The sequence below is a fragment of the Granulicella mallensis genome (assembly GCF_014203225.1).
GTDB lineage: Bacteria > Acidobacteriota > Terriglobia > Terriglobales > Acidobacteriaceae > Granulicella > Granulicella mallensis_A.
This window is the reverse complement of the sequence record NZ_JACHIO010000011.1, coordinates 78318-104578: the sequence shown is the minus strand read 5'-3', so window position 1 is coordinate 104578 and position 26261 is coordinate 78318. Positions and strand designations below refer to the sequence as shown.

Here is a 26261-nt window from a genome sequence, read left to right as displayed (position 1 = left end):
TATAAGTCATCTCAATTGAAGGCTTGGAAAAAGATCAAAGCGATAGGTTCCGATAGAGCTCATCCGTCTCCCGGATCAAACTCTCCATCAAAGCTTCCACCGTAGTATGACGGATCAAAGCTGCCGCTTGCCCTGCCCAGAGTGGCAAAAGGTCGGTGCGCTCCTGCCTCGTAGCAGCCTCTGTATACGGACGCATAAGAGCTCTTTGCAGTGGGTACGGTAGCGGGTCAAGCTCTGATTCTTCCATGTCGCTCATGAAGCGATTTCGGATACCACGAGCCAGTCTTCCACTGAAGTAGCGACTAAGCCCGGTCGATCTTACCGCATCCGAAAGAAGTGCTTGACGATGGAGTGGACCTATACCCGATCCCTCACAAACCAGAAAGGCAGTCCCAATCTGAACAGCATCCGCCCCCAGAGCAAAGGCAGCTACGATGCCGCGTGCATCCGCGATACCACCCGCCGCTATCACCGGAATCCCTACGTTATCTGCGACCTGCGGGATCAATGCAAAGGTTCCCGTGAGAGAAGCCTCGGCAGGGGCCAGGAAGGATCCCCGATGCCCTCCTGCCTCAAAGCCAGAGGCGACAACCAGGTCCATCCCCGCATCGGCAACGGCTTTCGCTTCGGCTCCGGTTGTAGCCGATCCGATCGTGACGATGCCAGAGGCACGACACTCTTCCAACACAGACTTCGGAGGAATCCCAAAGATAAAACTCGCGACTGGCGGGCGAGCCTGCAAGAGAGCATCGACCTGAGCATTGAAGTCCGGGGCGCTGAACTTCGGAGCTTCGGGTGTTGGAATATTCAGCTCTGCGAAATAGTGCTGGGCCGCCAGCACACTCGCTTCGATACGGGCACTCGTCGTTGAGCGAGCAGCCTCATCGTAGGTAGAAACCCAGAGATTGAGGGAGAAGGGCTTGTCTGTGGATTCGCGCAGTTGGACAACGGTTTCCTTGATCTGAGTAGGACTCAGTTGAGCCGCACCAAAGGAGCCCAGACCGCCGCTATTGGACACTGACGCTGCAAGTGCAACCGACGAGAGCCCACCGAATGGCCCCTGGATGAGGGGATACCGAACACCGAGACGCTGTGCGGCTTTACTCTCCCTCCAGGGATGCTTGCGATCTACTCTCATCATCTTGACGACCTCTCTTTAAAGAGTAGTCGGCTCTCAGAGACATTGCTCTCCGGCAACTTAGAAGTACATCGAAAATCGCACGAGAGCCTGGTCCCAGTTAGGGAATGCTCTCAAAGAGAATTTCGAAGCTCCATCCTGAGCTATTGGCAATCAGCTTCGGATACCACTCAATACTTGAACGACTTGTCCGGATATGGCGGAGCCTTTGGCACGGGCCTCGGATCCGCCTGAATCTGCTGCTTCAACAACTCAATGGCAGACTGTAGTTGCGCATCGCCGCCGGTGAATGTGGCATGAGGCAGATTGTCGACCGTGATATCCGGCTCGACTCCGTGCCCCTCGATCAGCCACTTTCCTTCCGGCCCATACACCCCGGTCTCCGCAGCCGTAGCCACACCGCCATCTGCCTGGATATTGCTTCCACTGAGCCAGATCTCTCCGCCCCACGTGCGGGTTCCAATCACCTTCCCCATCTCGAAGCGTTTGAAACCCTCCGTGAACGCTTCTCCGTCAGAGGCCGTCTCCTGGTCGCACAGCACAACAATGTGTCCGCGGAACGCGTCCTGCATGTTCCACGAGGGATTGCCCACCCGCGGCTGCCAGTAGAACCACGCCTTTCTTAACAGCGTGCTCAATAGCCACGAGTCGATATTGCCGCCCCCATTATGGCGAACGTCAATGATCAATCCCTGCCTGTCGAAGATCGGATAATACTCTCGCGCCCACTGATTGATATCGTCCGGACCCATGGCACGCAGGTGAACATATCCGATCTTGCCACCCGAGTCCGACTCCACCTTCAATCGCCGCGAGTACTCCCACTCCGCATAGCGCAGATTGTTCTCATCCCCCGACTTGATGGGCTTCACCAGTACATTGCGCATCTCTCCGGTCTTCGACTTCACCTGCAGCATCACCTGCGTATCGGCCTTGCCGCGCAACAACTCGCGTTCATCCGGCACGTTCAGCAGGTCCGTTCCATCGAGGCTCACAATCACCTCGCCCTCACGCACCATTGAGTCTGGACGAGCCAGAGGAGGCGCCAGGTTCGGCAGATCCGGATCATGCAGATAGACATGTTCCACTACATAGCCACCAGCTTTTTCATCCCGCCGAAGCTCCGCTCCCAGTGCCGCCAGTCCAATCTCATCGGACGGCTTTCTCTCGTCTCCGCCATAAACAAACGTATGCAACGCTGACAACTCGCTCACCATCTGCGCGATCACTTCGTTCAACTCGTCGCGGTCCGACACGCGATCTACCAGCGGTAGATACCGGTCTCGCATCGCAGTCCAATCAACTCCGTGCATGTGCCGGTCATAGAAATAGTCCCTCTCCAGCCGCCACGCATCCAGAAAGATCCCTCTGAACTCAGCCCTCGGCGTAGTCGAAAAAGACCAATGCGACAGATCGATCTTCGCCTTGCCGAGCACCTTCGGATCGCCGAGCCCGGAGGCCTTCACGTCGGAATCGACAATATAAAAATCATCGTGCTTGTGCAGAAGAATCTTCTTCCTGTCCAGCGAAACCTCATACCCTTTCACGTCCGTCATCACGGTATCCACGTCATCGCCCTTGTTCGCGATGTCGAGACACTGTAACGACCTCTTCGGATCAGCCTCATCATTTGAGTTCAGCCAGCACAGCCGCTTCTCCGTAGCCTGCAGACCCTCGTAGTTTCCCGCAGGAACCGGAACCTCTATCAAACGCGCCTGGATGTCCGTGAAATCGATCTTGACCTCGGGAACTTTCTTCTTCTCCGCGTCCGCCTTTTCGGCGTCTGCTTTCTCCCCGGCGTCATCTTTCTTCGCCTTGTCCTCTACCTTGTCCTTGGTCTTGTCCGCGGCTTTCTTCTCTTTCTCCTTTTCCTGCTTCTCCTTCTCTTCCTTCTCCGGCGTCTCCGGATGCAGTTCATCGGGCGGCAGGAAAGGAGACCGAAGTCCCGGTGTCAGTGCGAGTTCATAGATCTTCACCGGGCGATCGAAGTGCGGCTGTGGCATCCGTGATCCCCACGGAGACATCACCGTCGTCTTGAGCATTCTGTCCGAGAGGAAGTAAAGCCACTTGCCATCGGAGCTCCAGATCGGATTCACGCTGTTATAGCGATCGGAGGTAAGCGTCGCGATCGCACCCGATTCCACATTCAACACCTTGGTCTGTGAAAACTGGTTCTCCGCCGTCTCCACATACGCCAGCCACCGGCTATCCGGAGACCAGCTCAAATCCGAAAAGCCACCCGTCGTCGACTGCGCGATCCGTTTGCTCTGCTTCGTCTTCGTGTCATAGACCCAGAGCTGATCGTCCTTGTCGTGGTGAGCTAACCATCGCCCATCCGGAGACGGCACACCCTCCCAGCGCAGCACCTTTGCGTCGTGGGTCCATTGCTCCGGTTTACCTTCGCCATTTGCGGGATACTTCCAGAACTCCGTCTCACCGCTCTCGGTCGAAAGCGCAACAACGCTCTTTCCATCAGGCAGGAAGCGCGCTCCACGATACCGTGTTGCAGAATCTCCAGCGACCTTGACGATCCGCCCACTCCTCACCGGCAGCGTAAATACCTCACCACGCGCCGTAAACACCGCACTGCTGCCATCCGGCGCAATATGTACATCCGTCAGATAGCTCACGGGCTTCTTGACCCAGTGTTCGCGCATCTGATCGAAGTCCGACGTCAACGTGATCGGGATCACCGCCTCATGTCCCGTCTTCAGATCGAGCGACCACAGGTCCGCGCCGCACGCATACACCATGTTTCCATCGGAGACAGAAGCAGCCTCAATATCGAATCCATGCTGATGGCTCTCCTGTTTCGGGTCATGCCCTTCCTGGTCCACCGACCAGACATTCATCACCCCATCGCGGTCGGAGAGGAAGTACACGCGTCCATTCCAGAACATTGGATTGTGAGAAGTTCCTACCCAATCCGCCGTCATCGCTACGGCCTCTCCCTCTCCATCGAACCGCCAGAGGCTCTGTGCCCATCCGCCTTTGTAACGCTTGGTATTGCTCCACTGCTTCTCAAATCTCGTAAAGAACAGCGTCTTTCCATCCTCCGAATACGCTGCCTCTGAACCCGTGGCCAGCGGCACCCTCTCACGTTCACCATGACTGCCGACCAGCACCAGTCCAGGATCGGGCAGCGTCGAATAGCGATTCGTCGAAATCACCAGACGGCCATCTGGCTTCCATCCCACTGGAACCGCGCCACCATCCCAGGTCTTCCGCTGCGGCATCCCACCCGCAATCGGAATCGTATACACCTCGTCCGGCCCCTCATACTGCGCAGAGAATGCAACTGTCAGCCCATCCGGTGAGATGCTCGCCATCCTCTCCATACCGGGGCTGGAGGTCAACCTGTGCGCCGCACCACCATGCACATTGACCGACCAGAGATCCCCTTCGGAGGTAAAGATCAGCGTGTCGCCATGCACTGCCGGATCGACATAATAGCCACCGTGCACCGGCTCATTCTCACTTGCATGTAGCGGCAGCAAACCAGGAATGCAGAGCACAAGAAGACTTGCAGCACAGCGAAACACCTTCGAAGACACCATGGGCTGGAGAGTTCCTTTCGGTTCCTTAAGATCCTGCCATCGGCAAGGAATCTGACATTTCAATCTTCTGAAGGAGAATACTATCGATTTCCCAATCCAGGTCGCCAGCCGTGAAACCGGCTAAATGTCTGCAGATTGTTTCAGTAACACCTTTACGTAGGTTTACGGTTCTCCATGTGTTGGCTATGATCCAATTTAAATAGATTTGGAGAATTCTTGTGTTGGCACGAGCAGCTATGCGATGCCCGATGACTCATTCCTCTAACCGGCCTGAACGTTCAGGACGGTGGCAATTGCGCGTGCCATTGTGGGGTTTTCTTCTAGCCCTCGTCTGCCTTGGCCCCAAAACCGCTATGGCGCAGTGTGCCGGCATCGCTTCGACACCGGGAGCTGCCGCCGATTGCGCAGCCCATGCAGTTCCGATGGACACGGTAATACAACTTGACCCTGTCCATCCCTACACCTTAGCCGAGTTGATAGACATCGCCGAGCACAACAATCCCCATACACGCATCGTATGGGAGCGTGCCAAGCAGAAGGCCGATGCGCTGGGCGTCGCAAAGAGCTCCTACTACCCTGTTCTCGCAGGTGTCGCCGCCTTTGCAGACGAGCGCACCATCGAACCCTTCCCGAAGCCCTTGGCCCCCCGTGGTTACACCATGGTAGAAGTCCCGGCCGTCGTGCCTGAAGTCACGCTCGACTATCTTCTCTTCGACTTTGGACAGCGCGCTGCAAAAGTCGATGCGGCAACCGCCGAAAAACTTGCCGCCGGAGCCAACTTTATCCAGGCGAACCAGCAAGTCGCTTTCTCCGTGGCCAGCGCCTATTACAAGCTGCTCACCGAGCAGGAACGCCTCGAAGCTGCACGCCAGACCCTGAAGACCGCCCAGGCGACGCAGGACGCCGCCGAGACGCAGCTTCTCAATGGCCGCTCCACACTACCGGACGTCTTGAATGCACGTGCGGAAACCTCACAGGCCGTCTTCGATCTCGAATCAGCCGACGGTGACGAGAAGATTGCACGAGTGGCACTGACCGAAGAGCTCGGCGTAGAGCCCTCGCCAGACATCAACGTTGACGGGCAGAAGAATGCCCCCCTTCCTGACGCCCTGACTCTGCCAATCAACACGCTGATCGGCCGTGCCATGGCAGACCGTCCGGATCTCATGGCGCAGGTTGCGGAGATTCGAGCCGCCGACGATACCATCCGTTCCGCAAAATCCGAATACCTCCCGAAGATCTCACTCTCCGCGAATGGAGCTCAAACCTCCATTTGGCCCACTACGGACTACGGTCAGCTTGGAAATGTCAGTGAGCCAACATGGTCGGCAACGGTAGGTGTACAGTGGAGAATCTTTGACGGTGGTGCACGGAAGAACGAACTGGCTGAGGCCCGATCGAAGAAACGCGAGGCCCAGGATGATCTGCGTGAAAAGCGCGATCAGGCTACACGAGAGGTCTGGACAGCCTACATCGCCTTCCGTGCGGCGCTTCGCAAACAAGATGCCGCTATAGCGCTCCTTGCCTCCGCAAACTCGTCTTACTCCGCCTCGCTCGAAGCCTACAAATATGGGGTTAAAAATTTGATTGATGTGGTCACGGCGGAAAAGCAGTTGGCGCAGGCTCGTTACTCCAGCGTCTCCGCGCGCTCGCAGCTCTTTCTTGAAGCAGTCTCTCTGGAATTCAGCACCGGCAACCTGTTGCGGCCACAACCGCCGGCAACGAAGACATCAACTCCGCAACCTCAGGACGGCCAACCACAATGACCCGAAGAACCTCCATCTTCGTTCCAGCGATCTTCCTGCTTTGCACCGGATGCGGCCGCGCGCCATCAGTCGACATTATCGGTTCCTTCTTTCCCGTCTGGATGGTTTGTCTGACGATCGCCATCGTTCTCGCCTCTATCCTGCGGCTCATCTTGCTGCGTTATCAATTCGAGGCGGAGATCGGTCCCGTTGCCCTCTTCTATCCCGCCGTCGTCATCCTCTTCAGCTGCCTGTTGTGGTTGATCTTCTTTCGCTAAGGACATACATCGTATGGATCAAGAGACGCAAAGCACTCATCGCAAACGCCTCGGCCGCTGGGTCCTCATCGGTGTCGTCATCGCCGCTGTACTTACTCTCCTGCTGACTGTCTATCAAGTCGATCGTCACCCGCGAACGGATGACGCCAACGTATGGGCCAACTACATCGAGATTGCGCCAGAGGTCAGCGGACGGCTCGTCCAGTTGCCCGTGAAGGACAATGCTTTTGTAAAGAAGGGCGACCTGCTGTTCGTCATCGATCCACGCCCCTACGAATACGCACTACAGCAGGCACTGGCCGACCAGGACCTGCTCGAACAGCAGATCATCGATGAAGCACGCAAAATCGCCGCACAGAACAGCTCCGTCGATGCTGCCACCGCCGCGGTTCATGTCTCGAAGACTGGAATTCAAACCGCCAGCAGCAGCATCGATCTGGCCAAAGCCGCTGTCACACGAGCACAGGCAGCCAGTGCCGCGGCCGAAGCGCGGTTAAAGTACGCGACCAACGACCTCAACCGTATCCAGCCCTTGCTGCAAAAGCAGTACGTCACAGTCGACCAGGTCGATCAGGCCAACACTGCCGTGCGCGTCGCGCAGGGGAACTACGACGAATCTCAGGCCGCACTCGCCCAGTCACAAGCCGCACTGAATCAGGCAGTGCTGCAGCACGAACAAGCCGGGAATACCGCCGTCGAGTCGCAGGCTCGGTTAGGCCAGGCGATCCACACCGTCGACCGCGTAGAGACGCTAATAGCGCAGAGACCCGCCAAAGCCTCCAGGGTCGACAGTGCACGGCTCGACCTCGAGCGCACGCGCGTACTCGCTCCCTTCGATGCCTACGTCACCAGCATGAATATCTCCGAAGGCGCTTACGCCCGTCCCGGCAGCCCCCTGTTTACTCTCATCGATAGCCGCAACTGGTACGTCATCGCCAACTATCGCGAGTCCAAGCTGAAAAACATCCGCATCGGCTCGCCAGTCGATGTCTATGTGATGGCCCATCCGGACCACAGGTTTGAAGGCCATGTGGAGAGCATCGGCTACGGCATCTTCCCCGAAGACGGCAAGCAGGCCGATGGCCTGCCCAATATCGAGCGCACCCTCAACTGGGTCCACCTCTCGGCAAGGTTCCCGGTCCGCGTGCACATTGATAATCCCGACCCAAGCCTATTCCGCATTGGAGCCACCGCTGTCACGGTTGTGAGGTAGGGTATGGCCGCAAACCTCGGGACAGCGAGCCTAAGAACATGGGTCGATCGCTTCTGGCAAGACCTGCAGCCGACACCAGGACGACTGAACAGCTCCCTGCGTGTCGTTCTCTCCACCGTCCTCACGCTCATTCTTCTGATGACGTTGAGGATGCCCTCTGCCTCGATAGGTCTTTACTTTGTCTTTCTCGTCGGGCGTGACTCACCCTCAGTCTCGCTCAGGTCCGGTCTCTTTTCCGTAATCGCCTTCGCTGTTACGGTAGCTACCGTTCTCGGCGTCGTCGCCCTTACGGACAACAATCCCGTAGCACGGCTTCTGAGCGTCTCTGTAGTTGTCTTCCTCTCGGGAATGCTGATGCTCTCCACGAACCTTACAGTTCTGGCCTCCACTTGGGGATTCATCTACTGCACACTGATCGCATTCTGGGAGACACAGGCCCCCTCCGACTATCTGGTCAAGCAGTCGCTGTACCTCATCGGAACAGTCTCGATTGCAGTCCTGTGTTCTGTCGCCGTCGAATATTGCTTTGGAGTCAAACATCCCGCCACAGAGCTCCAGAATCAGCGCAGGATTCGCTACGAGGCGCTCAGCAGAATGTTCTCTCTGTACGCACAAGGCGCTACACGGGAACAACTCACCCCAGCGGTGATTGGCGTCTCTCGCCTCGCCGCTTCGGGGCAGAACGGAATGCTGCAGCTCTACAACACCATCGTCGATCGCAAGCTCGATCCAGGAGCGCTGCCCATTGGAACGCGTGTCCGCATCACCATGCTGGCGCAGTTGATGGATGTCTCCGCTGCTTTCGGCACACAAAATCTCACCGTCACAGATCCGGAGCTTCAACGCCGCTGTGGCCATATCGCCGCCCTCTGTCTGGATCTCATCCATGACATCAGGCCGAAGCCCAGAGAGCTGGAAGAGCAGAAATATACGGGATCCACCAACCTGCTCGATCGCGTCGATGAAAATCTCCACGCCATTCTCTCCATGCCTGCCGAGATAGCAGGAGAAAAAAACAAAGAACTAGTCGCATTGCCTTCAAGCAAAACTCCTATCTTTATCCCCGGAGCCTTCACACGAAAGGAGACCGTAGCCTTCGCACTCAAGCTCAGCCTGTGCGCTACGATCTGCTACATCATTGTTCGCGCCGTTGATTGGCCAGGCATCTCGACCTCGGTCATCACAGTTGTGATTGCCGGGCTCAGCACCAGTGGTGCCATCAAGCAGAAGCTCATCTTTCGTCTCGTAGGCGCCGCCATTGGTGGTCTGATCTTTGGAATAGGATCTACGATCTACCTCTTCCCCCACATGGACTCGATCACCTCTCTGGTCCTGCTCATCGCAGCCATCTCGATGCTTGCAGCCTGGTGGGCCGGTGGGCGCCAATTCAACTATGTAGGTCTGCAGATTGCGTTCGCCTTCTACATCGTGGCCTTCGAAGGCTTCAGCGCACCCACCCAGCTCGCACCCGCCCGTGATCGACTCATCGGTATTCTTCTTGCGCTCGTCGTCATGGCGTTCGTCTTCGACCTGCTCTGGCCGGTGCGCACCGTAACCGCCATGAGAGCCTCTCTGGCATCGATGATGCAGCTTGCAACGGACTATCTGCAGAAAGCCAGCACAATCAGCGGACTTCCCGTGCTTCGGCAAGAAGCCGATGCTATTCGCGACCAACTCGGTAAGACAGTTGGCACGGTCCGAGCTATGAGCGAAACGGTAGAGTATGAGTTCGGCGCCGACGTCAAACAACAGCTCCTCTCCAGCGAGATGATCCTTGGAGCTTCGCTGACCTTAGTCGCCTTCTTCTGGAATCAATTTGCTGTCCTGCATCGTGAAGAGGACCTCGACTTTCTACAGCAACCCGAACTCATTGCGATGCGCCTAAGAATGGCGGAAGGCATGAAGACGATGGCCAACGCAACCGTAAAAAAGACTGAATTCGCGATAATAGCTCCCGACACACTGGTCGAAGCCTCGCTGCTCAATCATCCCCGTTATGGTGAGTTTGCCCGAAATTCAGTTGATCGTTATCGAGAGCTGGAGAAGGTCGTGCTGCGTCTCACAACACTGGCATAAGTGCCAGCTTCACGGAGATGGCCCCGTTACAAGCCACCCTCGCCCATCTTGTGAATCACCTGCCCGATGATGAGCACGTTGTTCAGGTCATCGCCTTCGATGAACTCATCCGGATACTTCGCCTTGTCAGGATTGTCGCTCACAACGCGCAGCCGGCCGTCGGCCAACTGGTACAGCCTCTTCACCCGCGCCTCGCCCGCATAGGCCAGGGCAAAGAGCCGCTCATTCCGAATCCGCGTCAGGCCCATGTGGATCACGACTTTATCGTTGTCCCAAAGTGTAGGCTGCATGGAGTCGCCGCGAACCCTGGCCACTCGGATCTCCTCCGGCTTGGCCTTCACGTCCTTCAGCCACTTTCGTGTGAAGTGCAGCTTGTAGCGTGTCTCGGCAAACTCAAGAATCGGCGCGCCAGGGCCGCCCGACACATCCATCTCGTACACCGGGATCATGACTCCGGTCTCAGGATCGAAGTCCTCATCGTCCACCATGCCATGAATCGCAAAGGCCTCGACCTTGACGGAGCCAGGATTCCCCTCGGCCCCATCCCCCTTGAGCAGGTGACGAACCGTCGTATGCAGCTTGTGTGCCGCAGCATCGAGAAACTCGGCCCGGATCTTGTCAGGCTGCGTCTCCCCACTCTCCCATTGCGAGATCGCGGCCCCACTAATGCCGATCTCGGACGCAAGCCCTCTCTGCGTATAGCCATGCGTTGTGCGGATTCGCTTAAAGCGTTCCCCAAAGTTTTCCATAGAAAAAGTTTAGCGCACTTATCAAGATAAGTGCTTGACAATAATAAAAAGCGTACTAATCAAGTAACTACCCTAGCGGACTTTGAATTCCGTAGAAGTCTTTAGAGCTTTCGTTACTTCGCCGGCAATATCGTCCTGGACCATCAAAATGTCGTGGAACGGACGATCGTAGGTCTCAGACCAGACCACAAACCCGTTGTCCGCGCGAACCAGTCGCGCGGCAACCCGTAGCCTGTCTCCCGATTTGCGCACGCTCCCATCGAGCACATAAGCGACACCCAGCGCCTTGGCAATATCGGCGACGGGTATCTGTTTGCCCTTGAAATAGAACGAGGAAGTCGCTCCCGGTACTCGAAGGTCCGGAATCTTGCTGAGTTTATCGATCAACTCCTCCGTCATACCGTCGGCAAAGGGCTCCTCGTTCATCTCTTCGGTAAGGTCGAGAAACGGCAGCACAGCAATGGATTTCTGCGTCTGCACAACAGACGCTGGCGGGTGGCTGTTCGTGATCCTGCCATGGAACAGGAAGGCAACTCCGAGTACAAGACAAAACACCACTCCAGCAGCCAGCATGAACCCGGCCCTGAACCGCTTGCCGAATGCTGGCACATCAGGATCGGCTGATACCGCGGACTCACCAGGCAAAACTGGAGAAGACTCATCCACCCAGGGGCTGACCTTCGCCACCATCCGATACCCTAACCGCGGCACAGTCGCGATGTAAGCGGGCTGCCTGGGATCATCTCCGAGCAGACGCCGAAGCGAGGCCACAGCCTGGTAGACGGAATCCTGGGAGACGATCACTCCAGACCAGACCTGGTTGAGCAGATCATCGATACTGACAACCTCGCCCGCGTGCTCGGCAAGGCAAAGCAGCAGTCGCATCGTCCGCGCCTCCAGCCGAGCCGTCTCACCCTCTCGTGAAATCTGACCGGACGCCGGATTAACGCACCAGTCGCCGATGCGAAGCATTGTCGTGGCCGGAGCGCTCATGCGAAATCGGTGATTACCCTCTGCCTCATAGAAAGTGGCGTTCGCCGATTATACCGACAGCCTGAAGAACACCGGAAAAGCTCCGGTCTCCCCTGACGATACAGCGTTATTTCAGAACTATTCAGAGTGTTTCAGGTCAGCCTCAGGACTTCCCAACCTCTTCTGGATACCGTAAGCCATAGCCCGCAAGGAATGGCAGGCCACCTTACCAGCAAATCAAAGAGAAAGAGAGCACATCGGACAATGGAAGATTCTGTACCTGGATCATGGAGCAAAAAGAGCGCTCTCCTGGCGATCGCCGTGGGCGGCCTGATTGCCGGAGCTTTGGACCTTACACAAGCCTGCATCCTGTTTGGATGGGACATCCCACTCTCGATTGCGGCTGGCCTGATTGGACCGAAGGCTCTCCATGGAGGCGCCGGCACCTATGTTCTCGGTATCTTTTTACACTTCTTTATCGCTCTCTCGGCAGCGACGATCTACTACGCTGCAAGCCGCAAGCTCGGTTTTCTTATAGAGCACCCACTGGTATGCGGCTTGTTCTACGGTGCCGCCATTGAAACCGTCATGAACCTTATCGTCTTGCCGCTCTCCGCGCTCCACGCAAAAGGGCCTTACGAACTTCATGACCTGCTTCAAGGCCTGCTAGTGCATATGGTCGTGGCTGGGCTGCCAATCTCCTTCAGCATTCGGCGATTCGCAAAATAATCCTCAGTGAGCCCTGAAATCTCAGGACGTATCTTCAGGTTGTCTTGTGCCGTTGCTTCGGCTCTTGCTTTTGCCGTTCTGATTGTCATTCCCGCAGGGAATCTGCTGCTGCTTCTGCCCTTGCCCTTGCTTTTGCTTTTCTGGCTGTCATTCCGAGCGTAGCGAGCGAACCTGCTTCCTCCCGTTTTTCGCCGGTGATGCCACAAACGTTCTGCTTCAACAAAAATGCCGTCTCAGTTCTCGCCTACATGTTTTCGGGGGAATACGAGCGAAGAGCAGGAAACAATAGGTCGCTCACTACGCGCGGAATGACCGCCAGAAAAGCAAAGGAAACAACCCCTTTTCCTCCAGCTACAGCACTAGCACTCAACGAATTTACGAAATAGCCTGCGCCCCAGCAAACAACAGAAATTAAGGACTTTAGCCAGAGAGGCTACAACAGGCAATGCTGCCAGAAACAATTAGAAGTTGAACGCCAGCCCACCCTGAAAAGCGCGTGGCATCTGTGCGAGGAACAGCGTCTGCCCATCCGGCGCCAGGACCGGCTGATACCCCTGCTCCAGCAGATTCGTAGCCTCTACGACCGCATCCAGTCCTTGCGGAAGAAATCTCCCGCGCCAGAGCCGTTGCCGCACATAGAAGCCCACATAGGCTTCTCCAGCATCCGCATTGTAGGCATTGACCTGCGTAAGCGTACGCGCCGGCTGCCAGCGATACTCCGCCTTCAGCGAAGTTCCCGTACGCTGAATCTTTCCCCGCAACGACACGCTGGCCGCCTGAACCGTATGAGGCGCAATCTGGTTCTGGACGTCGCTTACAGCGAACGACGGCTCCAGGCTACTCCGCAACGCCGTACCCAGGTCGTACTCCACCCACGCCGAGAGCGAAGACGTCAGCGGCTCTACCAGCGTGGCACTAACGCCGCGCCCGGTATATCCGTCAGCCGTCAGGCGGAAGGCTCCTGTTGTCGGGTCCGTAACCATTCCCAGACCGCTCACACTCAACTCTTCGAGATCGTTACGGTCGATCAGACCACTGCCCTCCAGGGCTGCATTGGAAAATGCGTCATGGTAGGCAGCCACCGTGATCGAACGCTCCCCACCCAGCTTGCGAGTGATCGAAACCTCTTGATGGCTTCCCTTCGCGTCCAGTGGACGTCCCGCCGCATCGGACAACACTCCCACGGGGGGCTTCAGGTCGTCCAGATCGTCGGAACTCTGTAATGTGCGGCCTGTCGCGTAGCGATACTCCACCATCACATTGGAAGTGGGCTTCACCTTGACTCGCACAAACGGTTCCGAGGTAAATCGACTTGCAGCCAACCGTTCTGCCTGGATCAGAGTTCCAGCATCGATCATGACTGCATCGCCCAGATTCAGCTGTTCTGCGCTGGCCAGTTGCAGCACCTGCAACCCGGTACCGTCTCCATAGGTCAACTCAGGATGCGACTGGTAGCTCGAGACCATCCGCATGCTTCCGCCAAGCGGTGAACGGCGCTCATAACCAGCGGTCATCTCGACCGAAGCTCCTTCCGGAACTCCCGGCTGCGGGTCGCCGATCTCGGCGCGCATAACCGTGTTATCACCATTTCTAAGGGTGTGGCTCAGGATCAACGTCTGATGGACACCGCCTTCACCAAAAGCACCGTCGCTGCCGGACACGGTTACCCGGCCCTGCAGGCCCAAACGATGTCCTTCCTCTGTGTTCGAGGAGTTCGGTGCTTTGTCGTCATCGGAGCCGACGAGCCGCAGCAGAGGACGGTTAGCCGTCGATCGCAGCGTCCACTTCCAATCGTCGACCGGTTCATCGGCACGACGCTTTTGTGCCGGTAACCAGTTTTCCGCTTCGAACAAGGTGCTCATCGTCAGGTTGACGATGGCCGCTGCGCCCGCCTGCAGCTTCAGATTTGCCCGCGTTACCGGAACCAGAAAGACCGCCGTCGCACGAATCTGATATTGCCCCGGAATGATCGAAGCCAGACGATAGCGTCCCTGGTCATCCGTGAAAGCAGTAGCAATCGCACCGGCATCGGCTGAGAGCAGCTCCACCACGGCGCCCATCTGCGGTGTTCCGTGCGCATCGCGGACTACGCCGGAAACGATGGCGTAGTTCGACGCGGCAAAGCACGACCCGGTCAACCCGAGCAATACCGCCAGCAGCATACCTGGTACAAACACTTTCACCGCGCTATTATGCCCTCGCGCGCCCGACTCTCCAAAGATGGACGTCCCAGAAGTACCTGAGACGCCGGTGCCTGTGCTATGAAGCTGGCCATCGCGATCCGGTCTGCGTGGCATTGCTTCATCTTACCTTTCTACTGCTCCACGGTGAATGGGGCTGACTCCGCAATGTGCTGCTGCGAGATTCCGTCATTCACCTTGATCGTTACCTGGTACTTGCCCGGTGGCAGACTGGCCAACGGCATCGTCTTCTCCAGAGTCAACTGGTCTGCATTGGGGTTCAGCTTCGACGCCGACTCCTGAGACACCAGAATCTCCTTGTTGGTCGCAAGATCCAGGACCTGGTACTCAATGGTTGCGTCGTTCTTCTTGGTGCTGTCCGAGATGCCCAGGTTATACACCTGCATCCAGAAGTTGAGGTTCTGTCCGCGATGGAAGGTTACCGGCGTAGAGACAGTCGCCGGAACGCGCGGGATGACCTTCGTGTTTCCGATGACAAAGTTGCCCGTGCCTACATCTTTCGTGGGCACCCGCTCCATCGAACCCGCCAGGATCAACGATGACGCAGCTAACCGGTCATCGTCATACTTCGGAACCAGAACACTGCGCCGCCAGACACCCACGTGGTCGGCGTTGTTGTCGTCCTTGATAGCAATCTCGATCTTGTAGTTCCCCGGAGGCAGCGGCAACGCCTTCCAGTACACCTGAAGGCCGTTCTTCGTCTTATCCAGCAGGTCGGCAGGAGTTTCCACCGTCACCGTGTCTTCAAACGTTTGTACGATATGGTGGGTCATCGTGCTCACGCGCCCACGAATATCCACGACACCACGAGCATCGCCATCCTTAGTGTTATAGGTAATGTCGCTATTACGAATCTGCAGCGTGATCGGCACCATGACCGTGTCATTGGTCAGCTTCACATAGTCGGTCCGAACGTCGAACAGGAAGGGTGGACCAGTCAGCACCTTGGCCGTACCCAGAAACTCATCCAGATCGGCAAACTTCACAGGAGGCGGCGCCATGATCTTGGCGAACGTATCCAGACGATCGAACTGCTTGCCCTGGTTGCTGGAGGCCAAGGGACCGTCGCCCAGCTGTTCCAGACCACCGCCGCTGAAACGATCAGCTTTGGTCGACTTGCCCATCTGCTCATAGAGCGTCTGGCCAGCGCCGGGGACGTTCTTCAACGCGTCCTTCTCCGAACGATCGATCGTAGCGTGATAGTCGCCGCACATGCAGGTATCGACGAACTCGATGTCAATGTTGTCACCAACATTGGCCAGATACCGGTAGTGCCACACTTCAAAAGGATAGGTCGACGTATTGCCGCCACCCTCTTCCATCGGACGGTCATAGTTGCCGCCGGAAGGATGCGAGTCGATGCTGTCCGGCTTGCCGTAGGCAATATAGATATGGCCACGGTCGGTTAGCCAGCCGGGCTTGCCGGCGGCAAAGTGCTCGTTGGCATAGGCGATGCGCGCATAGTGCTCATCGCGGAACTCATTTTCAGGCGACTCGGGATTCGGGTTGCGACGCAGCCAGAACTGCTCGATGAACTGATCGCGCTCCTCGTCGTTGGCAAGTCCCTTGAAAGCGCGGGCCTCTTCGTCGGTGATGATCCACCGTACGTCCTCATTCAGCCATTGTTTGTACTCACCCTTAAGTTCCTGTTTGGTGAGCTCGCGGCGCTTCTTTTCCTGACTGTCGCTCAGTCTGCGCTTCAACGGATCGGGCTTCTCCTCGATCGGAGGCGACTTCACGACGGTACCACTGCCATCCTGTAAAACCTGTTGATCAGGCTGTGCCGGCGCCGTCTGCGCGTGTGCTCCTGGGGCCATACCTGAGAGCGCCAGAATCGTTACCGCAGATAGAAAAAATCGGACTTGCATGGGTGCCGGCTCCTTGAGTTAAGACCCCACCATTCTATGCCCCGCCACCCCCCTTTCACAAGCGACGCGCACAACCCCTCGCCGGAGTTTCGCATCTGGGGAGGCCCCGCTCATCTAGCGGGCTCGAGGATGCGTCTCTTCATACACCCGCTGCACCTGCCCAACCGTCAGTTGCGTGTATCGCTGCGTGGTCGAAAGCCGCTCATGTCCGAGCATCTCCTGGATCGCCCGCAGGTCCGCACCCTCCTCGAGCATGTGCGTTCCGAACGCATGGCGCAGGGTATGGGGATGTACATCGGCGGCAAGTCCCCGGCTCAAGGCAATGCGCTTGACGATGCGTCCTACGCTGCGAGTCGTCAGCCGGCACGCGCCGCGCATGCGCAGGTTCATCAGCAGCGCGCCGTCATGCACCAGCTTCGCCTTCCCTGCCGCCTCAAGCCGCGCCTGGCGCTGGGGCAGATACGCCCGAATCGCCGCCGCCGCCTCGTCACCCAGCGGAACCAGCCGCTCCTTCTTCCCCTTGCCGAAGACCCGAATCGCATCGTCGTGCCAGTGAATACTGTCGAGGTTCAACCCTACAAGCTCCGAGTTGCGGATGCCGCAGCCATACAACAGCTCAAAGATGACTCGATCGCGCTCCGGCCACGTCGCGGCCTCTTCCCCATCCTCGCCCTTCGTCCCTGCGCTCATCGAGTTCAACACGCGGTTCAGCTCTTCCATCCCCGGAACCCGAGGAAGATGCTTGGGTAGCTTCGGAGTACTCACCAGCGATGCCGGATTCGCTTCGACGAAGCCCGACTTCGCCAGCCACTTGAACCAACTCCGCACCGCCGCCAGCGCCCGCGCCGCACTGGCCTTCGTCAGCCCCTTGTCATAGAGCACCGCCAGATAAGCCCGGATGTGCGTATGCTCCACACTGCGAATGTCCGCATCTTCGCCCAGCAACTCGCCAAGAAAATCGGCAAATCCACGAACCTCGCGCGAGTAGGCCCGCAGCGTGTGCTCGGACGCACCCCGCTCATCGCGCATCATCGCGAGAAAACTCTCCGCCAGCTCATGAAAGTTACGTCTCTTCACGATGCCCTCTCTTGTAGAGGAGTGGAATGGACCTTCGCCCGCGGATGATGCAACCGATGCACCTGCTTCAACCGGTCGATCGCCAGGTGCGTATACACCTGCGTCGTCGCAATGTCCGCATGGCCCAGCAGCGTCTGTACGGTGCGCAGGTCCGCTCCATGCTCGACCATGTGTGTCGCGCAGCTATGGCGCAGCTTATGCGGACTCGCATGGGAGTTCACACTGCGCACCATCTGCCATACCTTCTGCGTCGTCAGCGGATTGCCGCGCACGGAAAGAAACAACGTCCGCTGCACCCCAGACTTCGAGCGCATCAACTCCGGTCGTCCGCGCTGCACATACGCCTCCAGAGCCTCGATCGCCGAGCGCCCAATCGGCACAATGCGCTCCTTGTCTCCCTTGCCGCGCACCTGCACACTCGCCGATTCAAGCCGCAGGTCTTCCTGCCGCAACGAGACAATCTCTCCCACGCGCAGCCCCCCGGCGTACAGCAACTCCAGAATCGCGTGGTCGCGCAGCGACGCTCCATCCGCCGCATCGCTCCGGGCTGCAACCCCAGTGCGCTCCAACATCTCGTTCACTTCGCTCTCGGCGAGGCTCTTGGGCAGCACCTTCCAGCTCGATGGCGACTCGATATTCACCGTCGGGTCATGAGGGATACGCTTGTCCATCAACAGCCAGCGATAGAACCCGCGCAGACAACTCAACTTGCGCGCCACGGAGCGCGACTCGATGCCATGCTCCCGTAGATGCTGCATAAATCCGCTGACGCTCTCCTGCCGCGCCGTCAGCAGCGTCGCGTTCGCGCCTTCCAGAAACTCCGCAAACATCTCCAGATCCCGCTGATAGGCCTCGCAGCTCAGCGGACGCAGCCCTCGCTCCACGCGAAGGTGCGTCATGTACTCGCGCAGCAGACTGGCAGCGTTGATCGTTGGCGGCGGCAAAGGCATACCTTTGATTCTTGCGCTCCACGAAGCCCAGCGCCAGCCCCCTGAACCATGCTTGCCAAGTATCCACACCAACCCTTCTTTTGTGATACGAGGCCGTTGCCTTTGTTTTTCTTATTGTCATTCCCGTGGGGAATCTGCTTCCCCAATCACCACTGGTAAACTTAACCTCTATGTTTGAGAACCTCTCCGAGAAGCTGCAACGCTCGTTCAAGACCCTGCGCGGCCAGGGCACCCTCACCGACGAAAACATCAACGACGCCCTGCGCGAGATTCGCCTCGCCCTGCTCGAGTCCGACGTAAACCTCAACGTCGCCAAAGACCTCATCGAGCACATCCGCACCAAGGCCCTCGGCTCCCAGGTCGCCACCTCCCTCTCGCCCGCCGAGCAGATCGTCAAGATCGTCCGCGACGAGCTCGTCGAAGTCCTCGGCCGCGACACCGCCCGCTTCAAGTTCGCCTCGCAGCCGCCCACCGTCATCCTCATGGCCGGTCTACAAGGCTCCGGCAAGACGACCACCTCCGGCAAGCTCGCCCAGTGGCTCAAGAAGGGCGGCCACCGCCCCATGCTCGTCTCCGTCGACGTCTACCGCCCCGCCGCCCGCGAGCAGCTCAAGGTCGTAGCCCAGTCCATCAATGCCCAGATCTACGAGGGCGACACCAAGGGCGAAGCCGCAGGCACGCCGCTCGTCGAGCGCCTCGCCCGCGAGGCCCGTCGTGAAGCCGCCAACTACGGCTGCGACATCCTCATCGTCGACACCGCCGGCCGTCTCGGCATCGACGAGGCCCTGATGGAGGAGATGGCACTGCTCAAGAAGCAGCTCAACCCCTCCGAGATCCTCTTCGTCGCCGACGCCATGACCGGCCAGGACGCCGTCAACTCCGCCAAGGCCTTCAACGACAAGCTCACCATCACCGGCTCTATCCTCACCAAAATGGACGGCGACTCCCGCGGCGGCGCGGCGCTCTCCATCCGCCAGATCACCGGCCAGCCGGTCAAGTTCCTCGGCACGGGCGAAAAGTCCGACGCCTTCGAACCCTTCCACCCGGACCGCATCGTGGGCCGCATCCTAGGCATGGGCGATATCGCCACGCTGCTCGAGCGCGCCGACGAGAAACTCGACAAGTCCAAAGCAGAAGCCTTCGCCAAGAAAGCCCTCTCCGGCGACGGCTTCTCCCTCGAAGACTTCCGCGAGCAGCTTCGCCAGATCAAGAAGCTCGGCAGTATGCAGTCAATTCTGAAGATGCTGCCCTCGGTCGGTCCCTTCGCCGGCATGCAGCAGGCCGCGGCCAACGTCGACGAGAGCCAGTTCACGCGCGTGGAATCGATCATCAACTCGATGACCAACAAGGAGCGCCAGAACTCGTCGATCATCAACGGCAGTCGCCGTAAGCGCATTGCGATGGGCGCAGGCGTTCAGGTCTCCGAGGTCAACAATCTCCTGAAACAACACGCCCAGATGAGCAAGATGTTCAAGACCATGGGTACTGGCGGAAGCAAGATGCAGCAACGCCTCATGAGCCAGATGCAGGGTGGGCAGCGGTTCGGGCGGTAAGGTCACAATGGCACTAACTGGACGATAGGGCTTCAGATGTGAAGCCCTAAATGCTATCGTTATGCCATGCAGGTAACCATCGACATTCCGGACACTCTTGCCGCCCAGATCTCCGCCGCAGGCAAGAACCCCTCACGGGTAGCTCTTGAAGCCCTGGCCGTCGATGGCTATCGCACTCGGCAACTATCTGAAAGTGAAGTCCGCGCGATGTTGGGATATGAAACCCGCATGCAGGTCCACGAATTGCTCAGGGAGCATGGGATCTATCTCAATTTTTCTGTCGAAGATTTCCAGCAGGATATAGAGACTTCCGACAGACTCTTTGAACGATCGACTGCCGCATAATCTCACCAGATGATCGTCGTTGCCGATACAAGTCCCCTGAACTATCTGGTGCTCATCGAGTATATCGATGTCCTTCCTAAGCTCTATGGCTCGGTTGTCATCCCCATAGCCGTCAGAGAGGAGTTGCTTGTTCCGCTCGCCCCACAGCGTGTCAGACGTTGGATCGAGAGCGCTCCCAATTGGCTGGAAGTTCGTGATTCTGGCGCCACCACTCTGAGCTTTGACTCCAAGCTTGATGCCGGAGAGCGCGAAGCCATTACGCTGGCGCACATTCATCGAGGCAGCTTGCTGCTCATCGATGAGGCTCTCGGTCGACAGGAAGCCCGGCATTTTGGCATCGAAATTATCGGCACACTCGGCATCCTTCGCTACGCGCATCTACGAGGCCTTCTCGACCTAAACGAGGCAGTGAAGAGGCTACAGACGACCACATTTCAGGCCTCTCCCTCTCTTATCAAGTCCGTGCTTGCATCTGTTTAGACGGCTGAAGCGATAGCTCCTGTTTCACAACACCCCATCCCAAAGCCGCAACTCCGCCTCCTGCGGCTTCTCCTCCACCCTGCTCTGAGTATCCAGAATCATCGTCTGCCGCGTGCCGTTGACATACTGCGGCCACTCCGGCAACCCCACCGCACCCGGCTTCTCTCCCTGGATAAACGCTACCCAGGCCTGGTGCATCTGCTTGGCCAGCGCCGCCTCCGCAGCCGCATTGTCGATGTCCCGATTCGGCTTGTCCCACGCCAGTCCCAGGTCCTCCGAGTGGTACGCATAGCTCTTGAGCCTGCCGCTGCTCGGCGCAAAGTCCAGCCGATACATCCACGCGCTCCCACCGCCGCGAACATGAGCATCCGCCACGCGCATCGACGGCACCCAGTACTCTTCCGCTGTTAGCGCACGAATCCGCAGCCGCTCTTCGCTCATCTCCGGATACAGCGCCTTGTACTTCGCATACACCGCCTGAAACTGTGCCAGCGGGACATTCCCCAGATCGGCCGCGGTCGCATCATGCGCCGGATGCGGCCCTACAAACAGCGCGCTCTCATCGCGATTGGTTCCGATCAGCAGCCTCTTTCTGCGCGTCGAGCCACCAGCGATCGTCTCCACCGGAAGCTTCGGCAACAGCGTGCCATCGATCTCCGTCCGCAACGGAAAGTGCTGCGGCCAGCTATCGATAAAGCTCGTCTGCGACGCCATCAACTCCGTCGCCGAAGCCGTCTTCAAACCGGCAGCCCCACGCGCACCCCACACGTCTCCAAAGCCCTTCGCCACCGCCGTTGCATTCGACGCAGGCCATACACGCTCCGCTCCGCCGCTCTCCGAGATCATCTGATGAAACAACCCCTGAGCCTCCGGCACACCCATCAGAATGTCTGTCAGCTTCGCTCCCGCAGACTCACCACCCAGCGTTACCCGCGCAGGATCGCCGCCAAACGCAGCGACGTTCTCCTGCACCCACTCCAGAGCCAGCATCAGGTCGCGCAACGCATTGTTCCCCGAGCCTGCATAATCGGCCCCCAGCAGCGGCCCCATATCCAGGAACCCCAGCACACCTAACCGGTAGGCGACCGTAATACAGATCACTCCCTCGCGCGCGAACTCAGTGCCATCGAAGATCGGCGCAAAGGAGTTTCCTCCCGTAAAGCCGCCGCCGTGGATCCACACGTACACCGGCAGGCCCGCACCGCTCTTCGCGGCGGCGCCTTCGAGGGCCCACACATTCAGGTACAGACAGTCCTCACTCTTGCTGACTGCCGGATCGCCCGTCTGTATCGCCGCAGGCGCAAAGCGCGTCGCATCGCGCTCGCCCTTCCACGCAGTCTTCTTCACAGGAGGCCGAAAGCGCAGTGGCCCCACCGGCGGTTCGGCAAACGGGACACCGCGAAACACCCGCACCCCATCCGTACTCTCTCCGCGCAAGGTGCCATTGGGAGTCCTCACCACACACGGCTCCGCCGTTCCCTGCGCAAACAGCCTGCGTCCCTGCAACGACAGCGCCACCATCGCGCTCGTTGCCAGAAATCCTCTCCGGTTCATGCCACGTTCGATCATCCCGCCATTCTAGTGCGACGACGCTCCAAACATCTGTAACACTCCTTTCATCTTCGACAAACCCTACTCCGTGGTACAAATAACCAACGCATGAGCACCCCTATCTCATCTTTCGCTGCTCTGCCCTCGCCTGCGCGCACGCGTTGTTGTTGTACAGGCCATAGCTGTTTGCGCTAAGTAGCTGTCTGCGCTAAGCGCCCCTGTCCCACCCCCAAAATTCAAATCAGAACCGCCGCGGCCTTTCTCCATGCACCTTCGCCGCTGCGGTTAAGGAGCCATTCCATGCCGGCCAATTCCCGCCGCCTCTCGCCAGATACCTGGGCCGTTCTACTCTCACTCGGCCTTGCTCTCCTCATTCGCTTCGGCGTCCTCAAAGTAGTCCCCTGGTAGGAAAGGAGACCCCCATGTCCACAAGCACCCAAACCATCCCCCAGCCTATTGTCCAGATCGCGCCGGACTCCTCCACCAACCCTCTCGGCCTCATCCCCGGCCTGCTCCTGCTCGCCGCCGTCGGCTATGGCGGAAAGTTCATCGAGCAGTTCATCGCCCGCTACGGTAAGGTCCACCACCTGGTTCTGCCCAACATCGAGTACGTCCTCTGGGCCATCCTCATCGGCCTCGCCATCTCCAATACCGTCGGCGTCCCGGCCATCTTCCGTCGCGGCGTGGCCACCTATGAGTTCTGGCTCAAGACCGGCATCGTCCTGCTCGGAGCGCGGTTCATCCTCGGAGACATCGCCAAGCTCGGCGGCATCTCCCTCGCGCTCGTCTTCATCGAGATCGCCCTTGCCCTCACCTTCATGACCTACCTCGGCCGAGGCTTTAAGCTCTCGCCCAAGCTCGTCACGCTGCTCGCGGTCGGCAGTTCGGTCTGCGGAGTCTCCGCCATCATCGCCACGCAGGGCGCCATCGAGGCAGACGAAGAGGACTCCTCCTACGCCATCGCCGCCATCCTCGCGCTCGGTGCGGTCTCGCTCTTCATCTTCCCTCTCGTCGGACACGCGCTACATCTCTCCGATCACGCCTACGGCGTCTGGACCGGCCTCGCCGTGGACAACACCGCCGAGACCGCCGCGGCCGGAGCGCTCTACTCCGACGCCGCCGGCAAGATCGCCGTCCTCACCAAGACCTGCCGCAACGCCCTGATCGGCTTCGTCGTCCTTGGCTACGCCATCTACTGGGCCTCCAAGGGCCAGGCCGCAAAGGTCGAAAACAAAGCCGCCTTCCTCTGGTCGAAGTTCCCCAAGTTCGTCCTCGGCTTCCTGCTGATCTCGCTACTCGCAACAGTCGGGTTCTTCTCCAAGCCGCAACTGCTGGCCGTCGGCAACCTCTCCCGCTGGGCCTTCCTGCTCACCTTCGCGGGAGTCGGTCTCCGCACCAGCTTCCGAGACCTCAGCAAACAAGGCCTTCGTCCATTCCTCGTCGGAGCCATCGGGGAGGTGGTCATCGCACTCCTCACCCTCGGCCTCGTCTACGGCGCAGACCACGCCTTCCATTTGTAGTTACAAGGCGCGGTAAGTCTTTCGTCACAGTAACTTCGCGAATATCGACTTTAGGTAGTGCCTGGCGAATTAACGACTACTCGTCTGTTGATGTCTCTTCTTCTGCTGTTGTCTCTGAGATAGGCCCGGGCTTCAGCCCGGGCATTACAGGACCAACACGAATGGGGCTTCAGCCCCTAGGACAAGCTTTCCTATCTCCTGCTATCTCTGCCTCCGGAGAGGAGAGCCTATCCCAGGGGCTGAAGCTCACTTTATCGACTGTCTTGAATGTCCGGGCTAAAGCCCGGATCTATCTCAGAAGCAAAGACAAAGCTGCCATATTCGATTCGTCAGACACTACCTGGTCCCATCCCCAAAGCGTCATCCTGAGTTACCCCGCTCAGGATGGCGCGTTTAAAGTGAGGTAAAAACCACCTCGTCACACCCACGCCACCATAGCCCCCGACCATCTACACTGGAAGCAGATGCCGTCCTCCGCCACGCCCCGACTTCAAGACCAGCTCGACACCATCACTGCGCAAACCCGAGGCCTCGTCCAGCCGGAACGCCTTGCCATCACCGACACAGCCGTGCAGGAACTCCTCGCCACCGGCATCGAGTCCCGCATCCCAAGTGTCGGCACGCAGGCTCCGGAGTTCGCCCTGCCCGACGCCATCAACGGCAAGACGGTCCGCTCCTCCGACCTACTCGCCGTCGGCCCGCTTGTGGTGAACTTCTTCCGAGGCCGCTGGGACCCTTACTGTATGACCGAGCTTGAAGCCTGGCAGAAGCTCTACCCTACGGTCCGCGAACGCGGCGCGCTGCTGGTAGCCATCTCCCCGCAATCACAGCGGCAAAACGACTTCACCGTCCAGCAGCACAACCTGACCTTCCCTATCCTGTCCGACGCAGGCACCCGCCTCGCCGAGCAGTTCGGAATCACCTACGCGGTTCCGGAACCCATGCAGCGCCACTACCGCTCGATCCTGGTGAACATCCCCTTCATCAATGGTGACGAAAGCTGGCAGCTTCCCCTGCCCGCGACCTTAGTGATCTCGCAGGCAGGAAAGATCCTCTTCAGCGAAGCCCACGCCGACCACCGCGTCAGGCCTGATCCAATGGATGTATTGGGAGTGCTCTAACCCAAAAACCTCGCGTACAAACGGCTTACGCAAGTCCCTGCACAAACTTCATCACCACTTCCGCACTCAATACCGGCTCGCGCTGGAACAACAGATGCGGCCCATCCACTACCACCGTCATCTCCGGCTTGATGCTTCTCGCCACCTCTAGACTCACAGGCCCCACCATCTTGTCCTGCGCGGCCTGTAAATACAGAATCGGCACATTCACCTTCGCCATCTCCGCGCGCACGTCGCACGTCAGCACATCGCGGGCACGTCCCGCCATGATCTCCGGTTCGACCCACGAAGACGCTGCCTGCACCGCGGAGATCAGGGCAGAAGAAGCCCCCGGCCCGGCCAAAAACATCTCGATAAAGAAACGCGGCAGTGGCAGCCAGAAGATGAACTGCGCCAGGGCCAGGGCGAGCGTCCGCCGCCACCCCCATACCGGACTGGTGACGAACCCAGCGCACAGCACGATTCCCTTCAGGTTCGGCGGATTCGTCGCGGCATACAGGATCGCAAGAGGCGTCGAGAACGACTCCGCCACCAGGCAGAACGGCTTGTCTTCCGGGGCCGCCGCGCGCACGAACTCCAGCAGCCCTGGGTACCGCAACCGGCGATCGCCCGGATAGTGCACTGCGACCGTATCGGTTCCCTCCGGCAACGCCGCTACGAAATCCCGGAACAACTCACCCGTTCCATCCATGCCGGGCAACAAGACGAGCTTCGTCACCGGCAAGTCCCCATGCGCTCAAACATTGCAATCCCCTTAGCCACCTTCTTCTTGCCCCGAAACACCGTGTACTTCATGGTCATGCGCTGCCCATCCTCCGCGACCACAAGGGTCTCCTGAATCGTCACAATCCCCTGCCTGCTGGCAGTTCCGGAGATCGTCTGGTTGTCGAGGCGTGTGTAGGCTATGGCGTCTGCCGCCGGTGACCCACTTACGGTATACGATTTGCCGTTGAACTTAGCTTCAATCTCAATGGTCGTCGCATGGCCTTCCCCAAAGTCGATCTCCTCCCGCACACTCACCATGTCCCCCTCGCACTCGATCGTCTGCACCCACCTTCTCGGCCCCGGCGTACTCATCTTCGACAGCGCGGGCCGGAAGATCCAAGAGCCCGTGAAGGGATCGACCTTATCCATATGC

Annotated in this window: 21 protein-coding genes; 10 read left to right on the top strand and 11 right to left on the bottom strand. The window is 58.6% G+C overall.

The annotated features are described in order from the left end of the window. Window positions 1-34: 34 nt before the first annotated feature. Both HDF15_RS13800 and HDF15_RS13795 read right to left on the bottom strand, forming a co-directional pair. Complete coding sequence (locus tag HDF15_RS13800; RefSeq protein WP_184256469.1) at window positions 35-1141, bottom strand: nitronate monooxygenase family protein; 1107 nt, start codon at window positions 1139-1141, stop codon at window positions 35-37. 167 nt (window positions 1142-1308) lie between these two features. Continuing rightward, on the bottom strand, window positions 1309-4695 hold the full coding sequence (locus tag HDF15_RS13795) for a S41 family peptidase (protein ID WP_184256467.1): 3387 nt from the start codon (window positions 4693-4695) through the stop codon (window positions 1309-1311). 299 nt (window positions 4696-4994) lie between these two features. On the opposite strand from HDF15_RS13795, the gene HDF15_RS13790 reads away from it, so the two are divergent. From HDF15_RS13790 to HDF15_RS13775, 4 genes are read left to right on the top strand one after another with little or no spacing between them, the layout of a single operon-like run. Continuing rightward, on the top strand, window positions 4995-6461 hold the full coding sequence (locus HDF15_RS13790) for a TolC family protein (protein ID WP_311733108.1): 1467 nt from the start codon (window positions 4995-4997) through the stop codon (window positions 6459-6461). Continuing rightward, complete coding sequence (locus HDF15_RS13785; RefSeq protein ID WP_184256462.1) at window positions 6458-6718, top strand: YtcA family lipoprotein; 261 nt, start codon at window positions 6458-6460, stop codon at window positions 6716-6718. Before HDF15_RS13790 ends, HDF15_RS13785 begins: the two co-directional genes overlap by 4 nt. A gap of 13 nt (window positions 6719-6731) precedes the next feature. Next, window positions 6732-7931, top strand: coding sequence for a biotin/lipoyl-binding protein (locus HDF15_RS13780; RefSeq protein ID WP_184256461.1), 1200 nt, complete (start codon window positions 6732-6734; stop codon window positions 7929-7931). Window positions 7932-7934: 3 nt separating this feature from the next. Further along, entirely contained in the window at window positions 7935-10007 is a 2073-nt protein-coding gene (locus tag HDF15_RS13775) for an FUSC family protein (RefSeq protein WP_184256459.1), read from the top strand. A gap of 26 nt (window positions 10008-10033) precedes the next feature. Here the strand turns inward: HDF15_RS13775 and HDF15_RS13770 are convergent, their stop codons facing one another. Further along, the gene (locus HDF15_RS13770; RefSeq protein WP_184256457.1) at window positions 10034-10756 is read right to left on the bottom strand and encodes a LexA family transcriptional regulator; all 723 of its coding nucleotides are present in this window, start codon (window positions 10754-10756) and stop codon (window positions 10034-10036) included. Between the two features lie 72 nt (window positions 10757-10828). Continuing rightward, entirely contained in the window at window positions 10829-11749 is a 921-nt protein-coding gene (locus HDF15_RS13765) for a winged helix-turn-helix domain-containing protein (RefSeq protein ID WP_184256455.1), read from the bottom strand. Window positions 11750-11992: 243 nt separating this feature from the next. Here HDF15_RS13765 and HDF15_RS13760 point away from each other — a divergent pair, with 243 nt between their 5' ends. Further along, window positions 11993-12457: a hypothetical protein gene (locus HDF15_RS13760; protein ID WP_184256453.1), complete on the top strand. Its 465-nt coding sequence runs from the start codon at window positions 11993-11995 to the stop codon at window positions 12455-12457. A gap of 461 nt (window positions 12458-12918) precedes the next feature. On the opposite strand, the gene HDF15_RS13755 is transcribed toward HDF15_RS13760, so the two are convergent. The 4 genes from HDF15_RS13755 to HDF15_RS13740 all read right to left on the bottom strand — a co-directional run bounded on the left by HDF15_RS13755 (window position 12919) and on the right by HDF15_RS13740 (window position 18553). Beyond that, window positions 12919-14754 (bottom strand): TonB-dependent receptor, encoded by a 1836-nt coding sequence (locus HDF15_RS13755; RefSeq protein WP_184256451.1) that lies wholly within the window; start codon window positions 14752-14754, stop codon window positions 12919-12921. Window positions 14755-14771: 17 nt separating this feature from the next. Next, window positions 14772-16526: a GWxTD domain-containing protein gene (locus HDF15_RS13750; RefSeq protein WP_184256449.1), complete on the bottom strand. Its 1755-nt coding sequence runs from the start codon at window positions 16524-16526 to the stop codon at window positions 14772-14774. 114 nt (window positions 16527-16640) lie between these two features. After that, window positions 16641-17603, bottom strand: a complete 963-nt coding sequence (locus HDF15_RS13745; protein WP_184256447.1) for a tyrosine-type recombinase/integrase — start codon at window positions 17601-17603, stop codon at window positions 16641-16643. Further along, complete coding sequence (locus HDF15_RS13740; protein WP_184256445.1) at window positions 17600-18553, bottom strand: tyrosine recombinase; 954 nt, start codon at window positions 18551-18553, stop codon at window positions 17600-17602. The genes HDF15_RS13745 and HDF15_RS13740 overlap by 4 nt, the downstream gene beginning before the upstream one ends. 170 nt (window positions 18554-18723) lie before the next feature. Here HDF15_RS13740 and ffh point away from each other — a divergent pair, with 170 nt between their 5' ends. The 3 genes from ffh to HDF15_RS13725 all read left to right on the top strand — a co-directional run bounded on the left by ffh (window position 18724) and on the right by HDF15_RS13725 (window position 20931). Then, window positions 18724-20106 (top strand): signal recognition particle protein, encoded by a 1383-nt coding sequence (gene ffh, locus HDF15_RS13735; RefSeq protein WP_184256443.1) that lies wholly within the window; start codon window positions 18724-18726, stop codon window positions 20104-20106. Window positions 20107-20172: 66 nt separating this feature from the next. Beyond that, complete coding sequence (locus HDF15_RS13730; RefSeq protein WP_184256441.1) at window positions 20173-20451, top strand: UPF0175 family protein; 279 nt, start codon at window positions 20173-20175, stop codon at window positions 20449-20451. 9 nt (window positions 20452-20460) lie between these two features. Continuing rightward, window positions 20461-20931, top strand: coding sequence for a DUF3368 domain-containing protein (locus HDF15_RS13725; protein WP_184256439.1), 471 nt, complete (start codon window positions 20461-20463; stop codon window positions 20929-20931). Between the two features lie 24 nt (window positions 20932-20955). Here HDF15_RS13725 and HDF15_RS13720 read toward each other — a convergent pair whose 3' ends face one another. Next, on the bottom strand, window positions 20956-22500 hold the full coding sequence (locus HDF15_RS13720) for a carboxylesterase/lipase family protein (protein ID WP_260331073.1): 1545 nt from the start codon (window positions 22498-22500) through the stop codon (window positions 20956-20958). 404 nt (window positions 22501-22904) lie between these two features. Between HDF15_RS13720 and HDF15_RS13715 the strand changes: the two genes are divergently transcribed. Next, window positions 22905-24002, top strand: a complete 1098-nt coding sequence (locus HDF15_RS13715) for a YeiH family protein (RefSeq protein WP_184256437.1) — start codon at window positions 22905-22907, stop codon at window positions 24000-24002. A 464-nt stretch (window positions 24003-24466) separates the two neighbouring features. Then, window positions 24467-25123: a peroxiredoxin-like family protein gene (locus tag HDF15_RS13710; protein WP_184256435.1), complete on the top strand. Its 657-nt coding sequence runs from the start codon at window positions 24467-24469 to the stop codon at window positions 25121-25123. Between the two features lie 25 nt (window positions 25124-25148). Here HDF15_RS13710 and HDF15_RS13705 read toward each other — a convergent pair whose 3' ends face one another. Both HDF15_RS13705 and HDF15_RS13700 read right to left on the bottom strand, forming a co-directional pair. Beyond that, the gene (locus HDF15_RS13705) at window positions 25149-25841 is read right to left on the bottom strand and encodes an alpha/beta fold hydrolase (RefSeq protein ID WP_184256433.1); all 693 of its coding nucleotides are present in this window, start codon (window positions 25839-25841) and stop codon (window positions 25149-25151) included. After that, complete coding sequence (locus tag HDF15_RS13700) at window positions 25838-26257, bottom strand: hypothetical protein (protein ID WP_184256431.1); 420 nt, start codon at window positions 26255-26257, stop codon at window positions 25838-25840. Before HDF15_RS13700 ends, HDF15_RS13705 begins: the two co-directional genes overlap by 4 nt. Window positions 26258-26261: the final 4 nt, after the last annotated feature.

Bases quoted from the DNA above. Each gene is read 5' to 3' on its own strand.
- HDF15_RS13730 (WP_184256441.1), top strand. From the start codon at position 20,173: ATGCAGGTAACCATCGACATTCCGGACACTCTTGCCGCCCAGATCTCC.
- HDF15_RS13720 (WP_260331073.1), bottom strand. From the start codon at position 22,500: ATGATCGAACGTGGCATGAACCGGAGAGGATTTCTGGCAACGAGCGCG.
- HDF15_RS13800 (WP_184256469.1), bottom strand. From the start codon at position 1,141: ATGATGAGAGTAGATCGCAAGCATCCCTGGAGGGAGAGTAAAGCCGCA.
- ffh (WP_184256443.1), top strand. From the start codon at position 18,724: ATGTTTGAGAACCTCTCCGAGAAGCTGCAACGCTCGTTCAAGACCCTG.
- HDF15_RS13740 (WP_184256445.1), bottom strand. From the start codon at position 18,553: ATGCCTTTGCCGCCGCCAACGATCAACGCTGCCAGTCTGCTGCGCGAG.
- HDF15_RS13715 (WP_184256437.1), top strand. From the start codon at position 22,905: ATGTCCACAAGCACCCAAACCATCCCCCAGCCTATTGTCCAGATCGCG.
- HDF15_RS13785 (WP_184256462.1), top strand. From the start codon at position 6,458: ATGACCCGAAGAACCTCCATCTTCGTTCCAGCGATCTTCCTGCTTTGC.
- HDF15_RS13775 (WP_184256459.1), top strand. From the start codon at position 7,935: ATGGCCGCAAACCTCGGGACAGCGAGCCTAAGAACATGGGTCGATCGC.
- HDF15_RS13725 (WP_184256439.1), top strand. From the start codon at position 20,461: ATGATCGTCGTTGCCGATACAAGTCCCCTGAACTATCTGGTGCTCATC.
- HDF15_RS13765 (WP_184256455.1), bottom strand. From the start codon at position 11,749: ATGAGCGCTCCGGCCACGACAATGCTTCGCATCGGCGACTGGTGCGTT.
- HDF15_RS13700 (WP_184256431.1), bottom strand. From the start codon at position 26,257: ATGGATAAGGTCGATCCCTTCACGGGCTCTTGGATCTTCCGGCCCGCG.
- HDF15_RS13750 (WP_184256449.1), bottom strand. From the start codon at position 16,526: ATGCAAGTCCGATTTTTTCTATCTGCGGTAACGATTCTGGCGCTCTCA.
- HDF15_RS13795 (WP_184256467.1), bottom strand. From the start codon at position 4,695: ATGGTGTCTTCGAAGGTGTTTCGCTGTGCTGCAAGTCTTCTTGTGCTC.
- HDF15_RS13770 (WP_184256457.1), bottom strand. From the start codon at position 10,756: ATGGAAAACTTTGGGGAACGCTTTAAGCGAATCCGCACAACGCATGGC.
- HDF15_RS13755 (WP_184256451.1), bottom strand. From the start codon at position 14,754: ATGCCACGCAGACCGGATCGCGATGGCCAGCTTCATAGCACAGGCACC.
- HDF15_RS13760 (WP_184256453.1), top strand. From the start codon at position 11,993: ATGGAAGATTCTGTACCTGGATCATGGAGCAAAAAGAGCGCTCTCCTG.
- HDF15_RS13780 (WP_184256461.1), top strand. From the start codon at position 6,732: ATGGATCAAGAGACGCAAAGCACTCATCGCAAACGCCTCGGCCGCTGG.
- HDF15_RS13710 (WP_184256435.1), top strand. From the start codon at position 24,467: ATGCCGTCCTCCGCCACGCCCCGACTTCAAGACCAGCTCGACACCATC.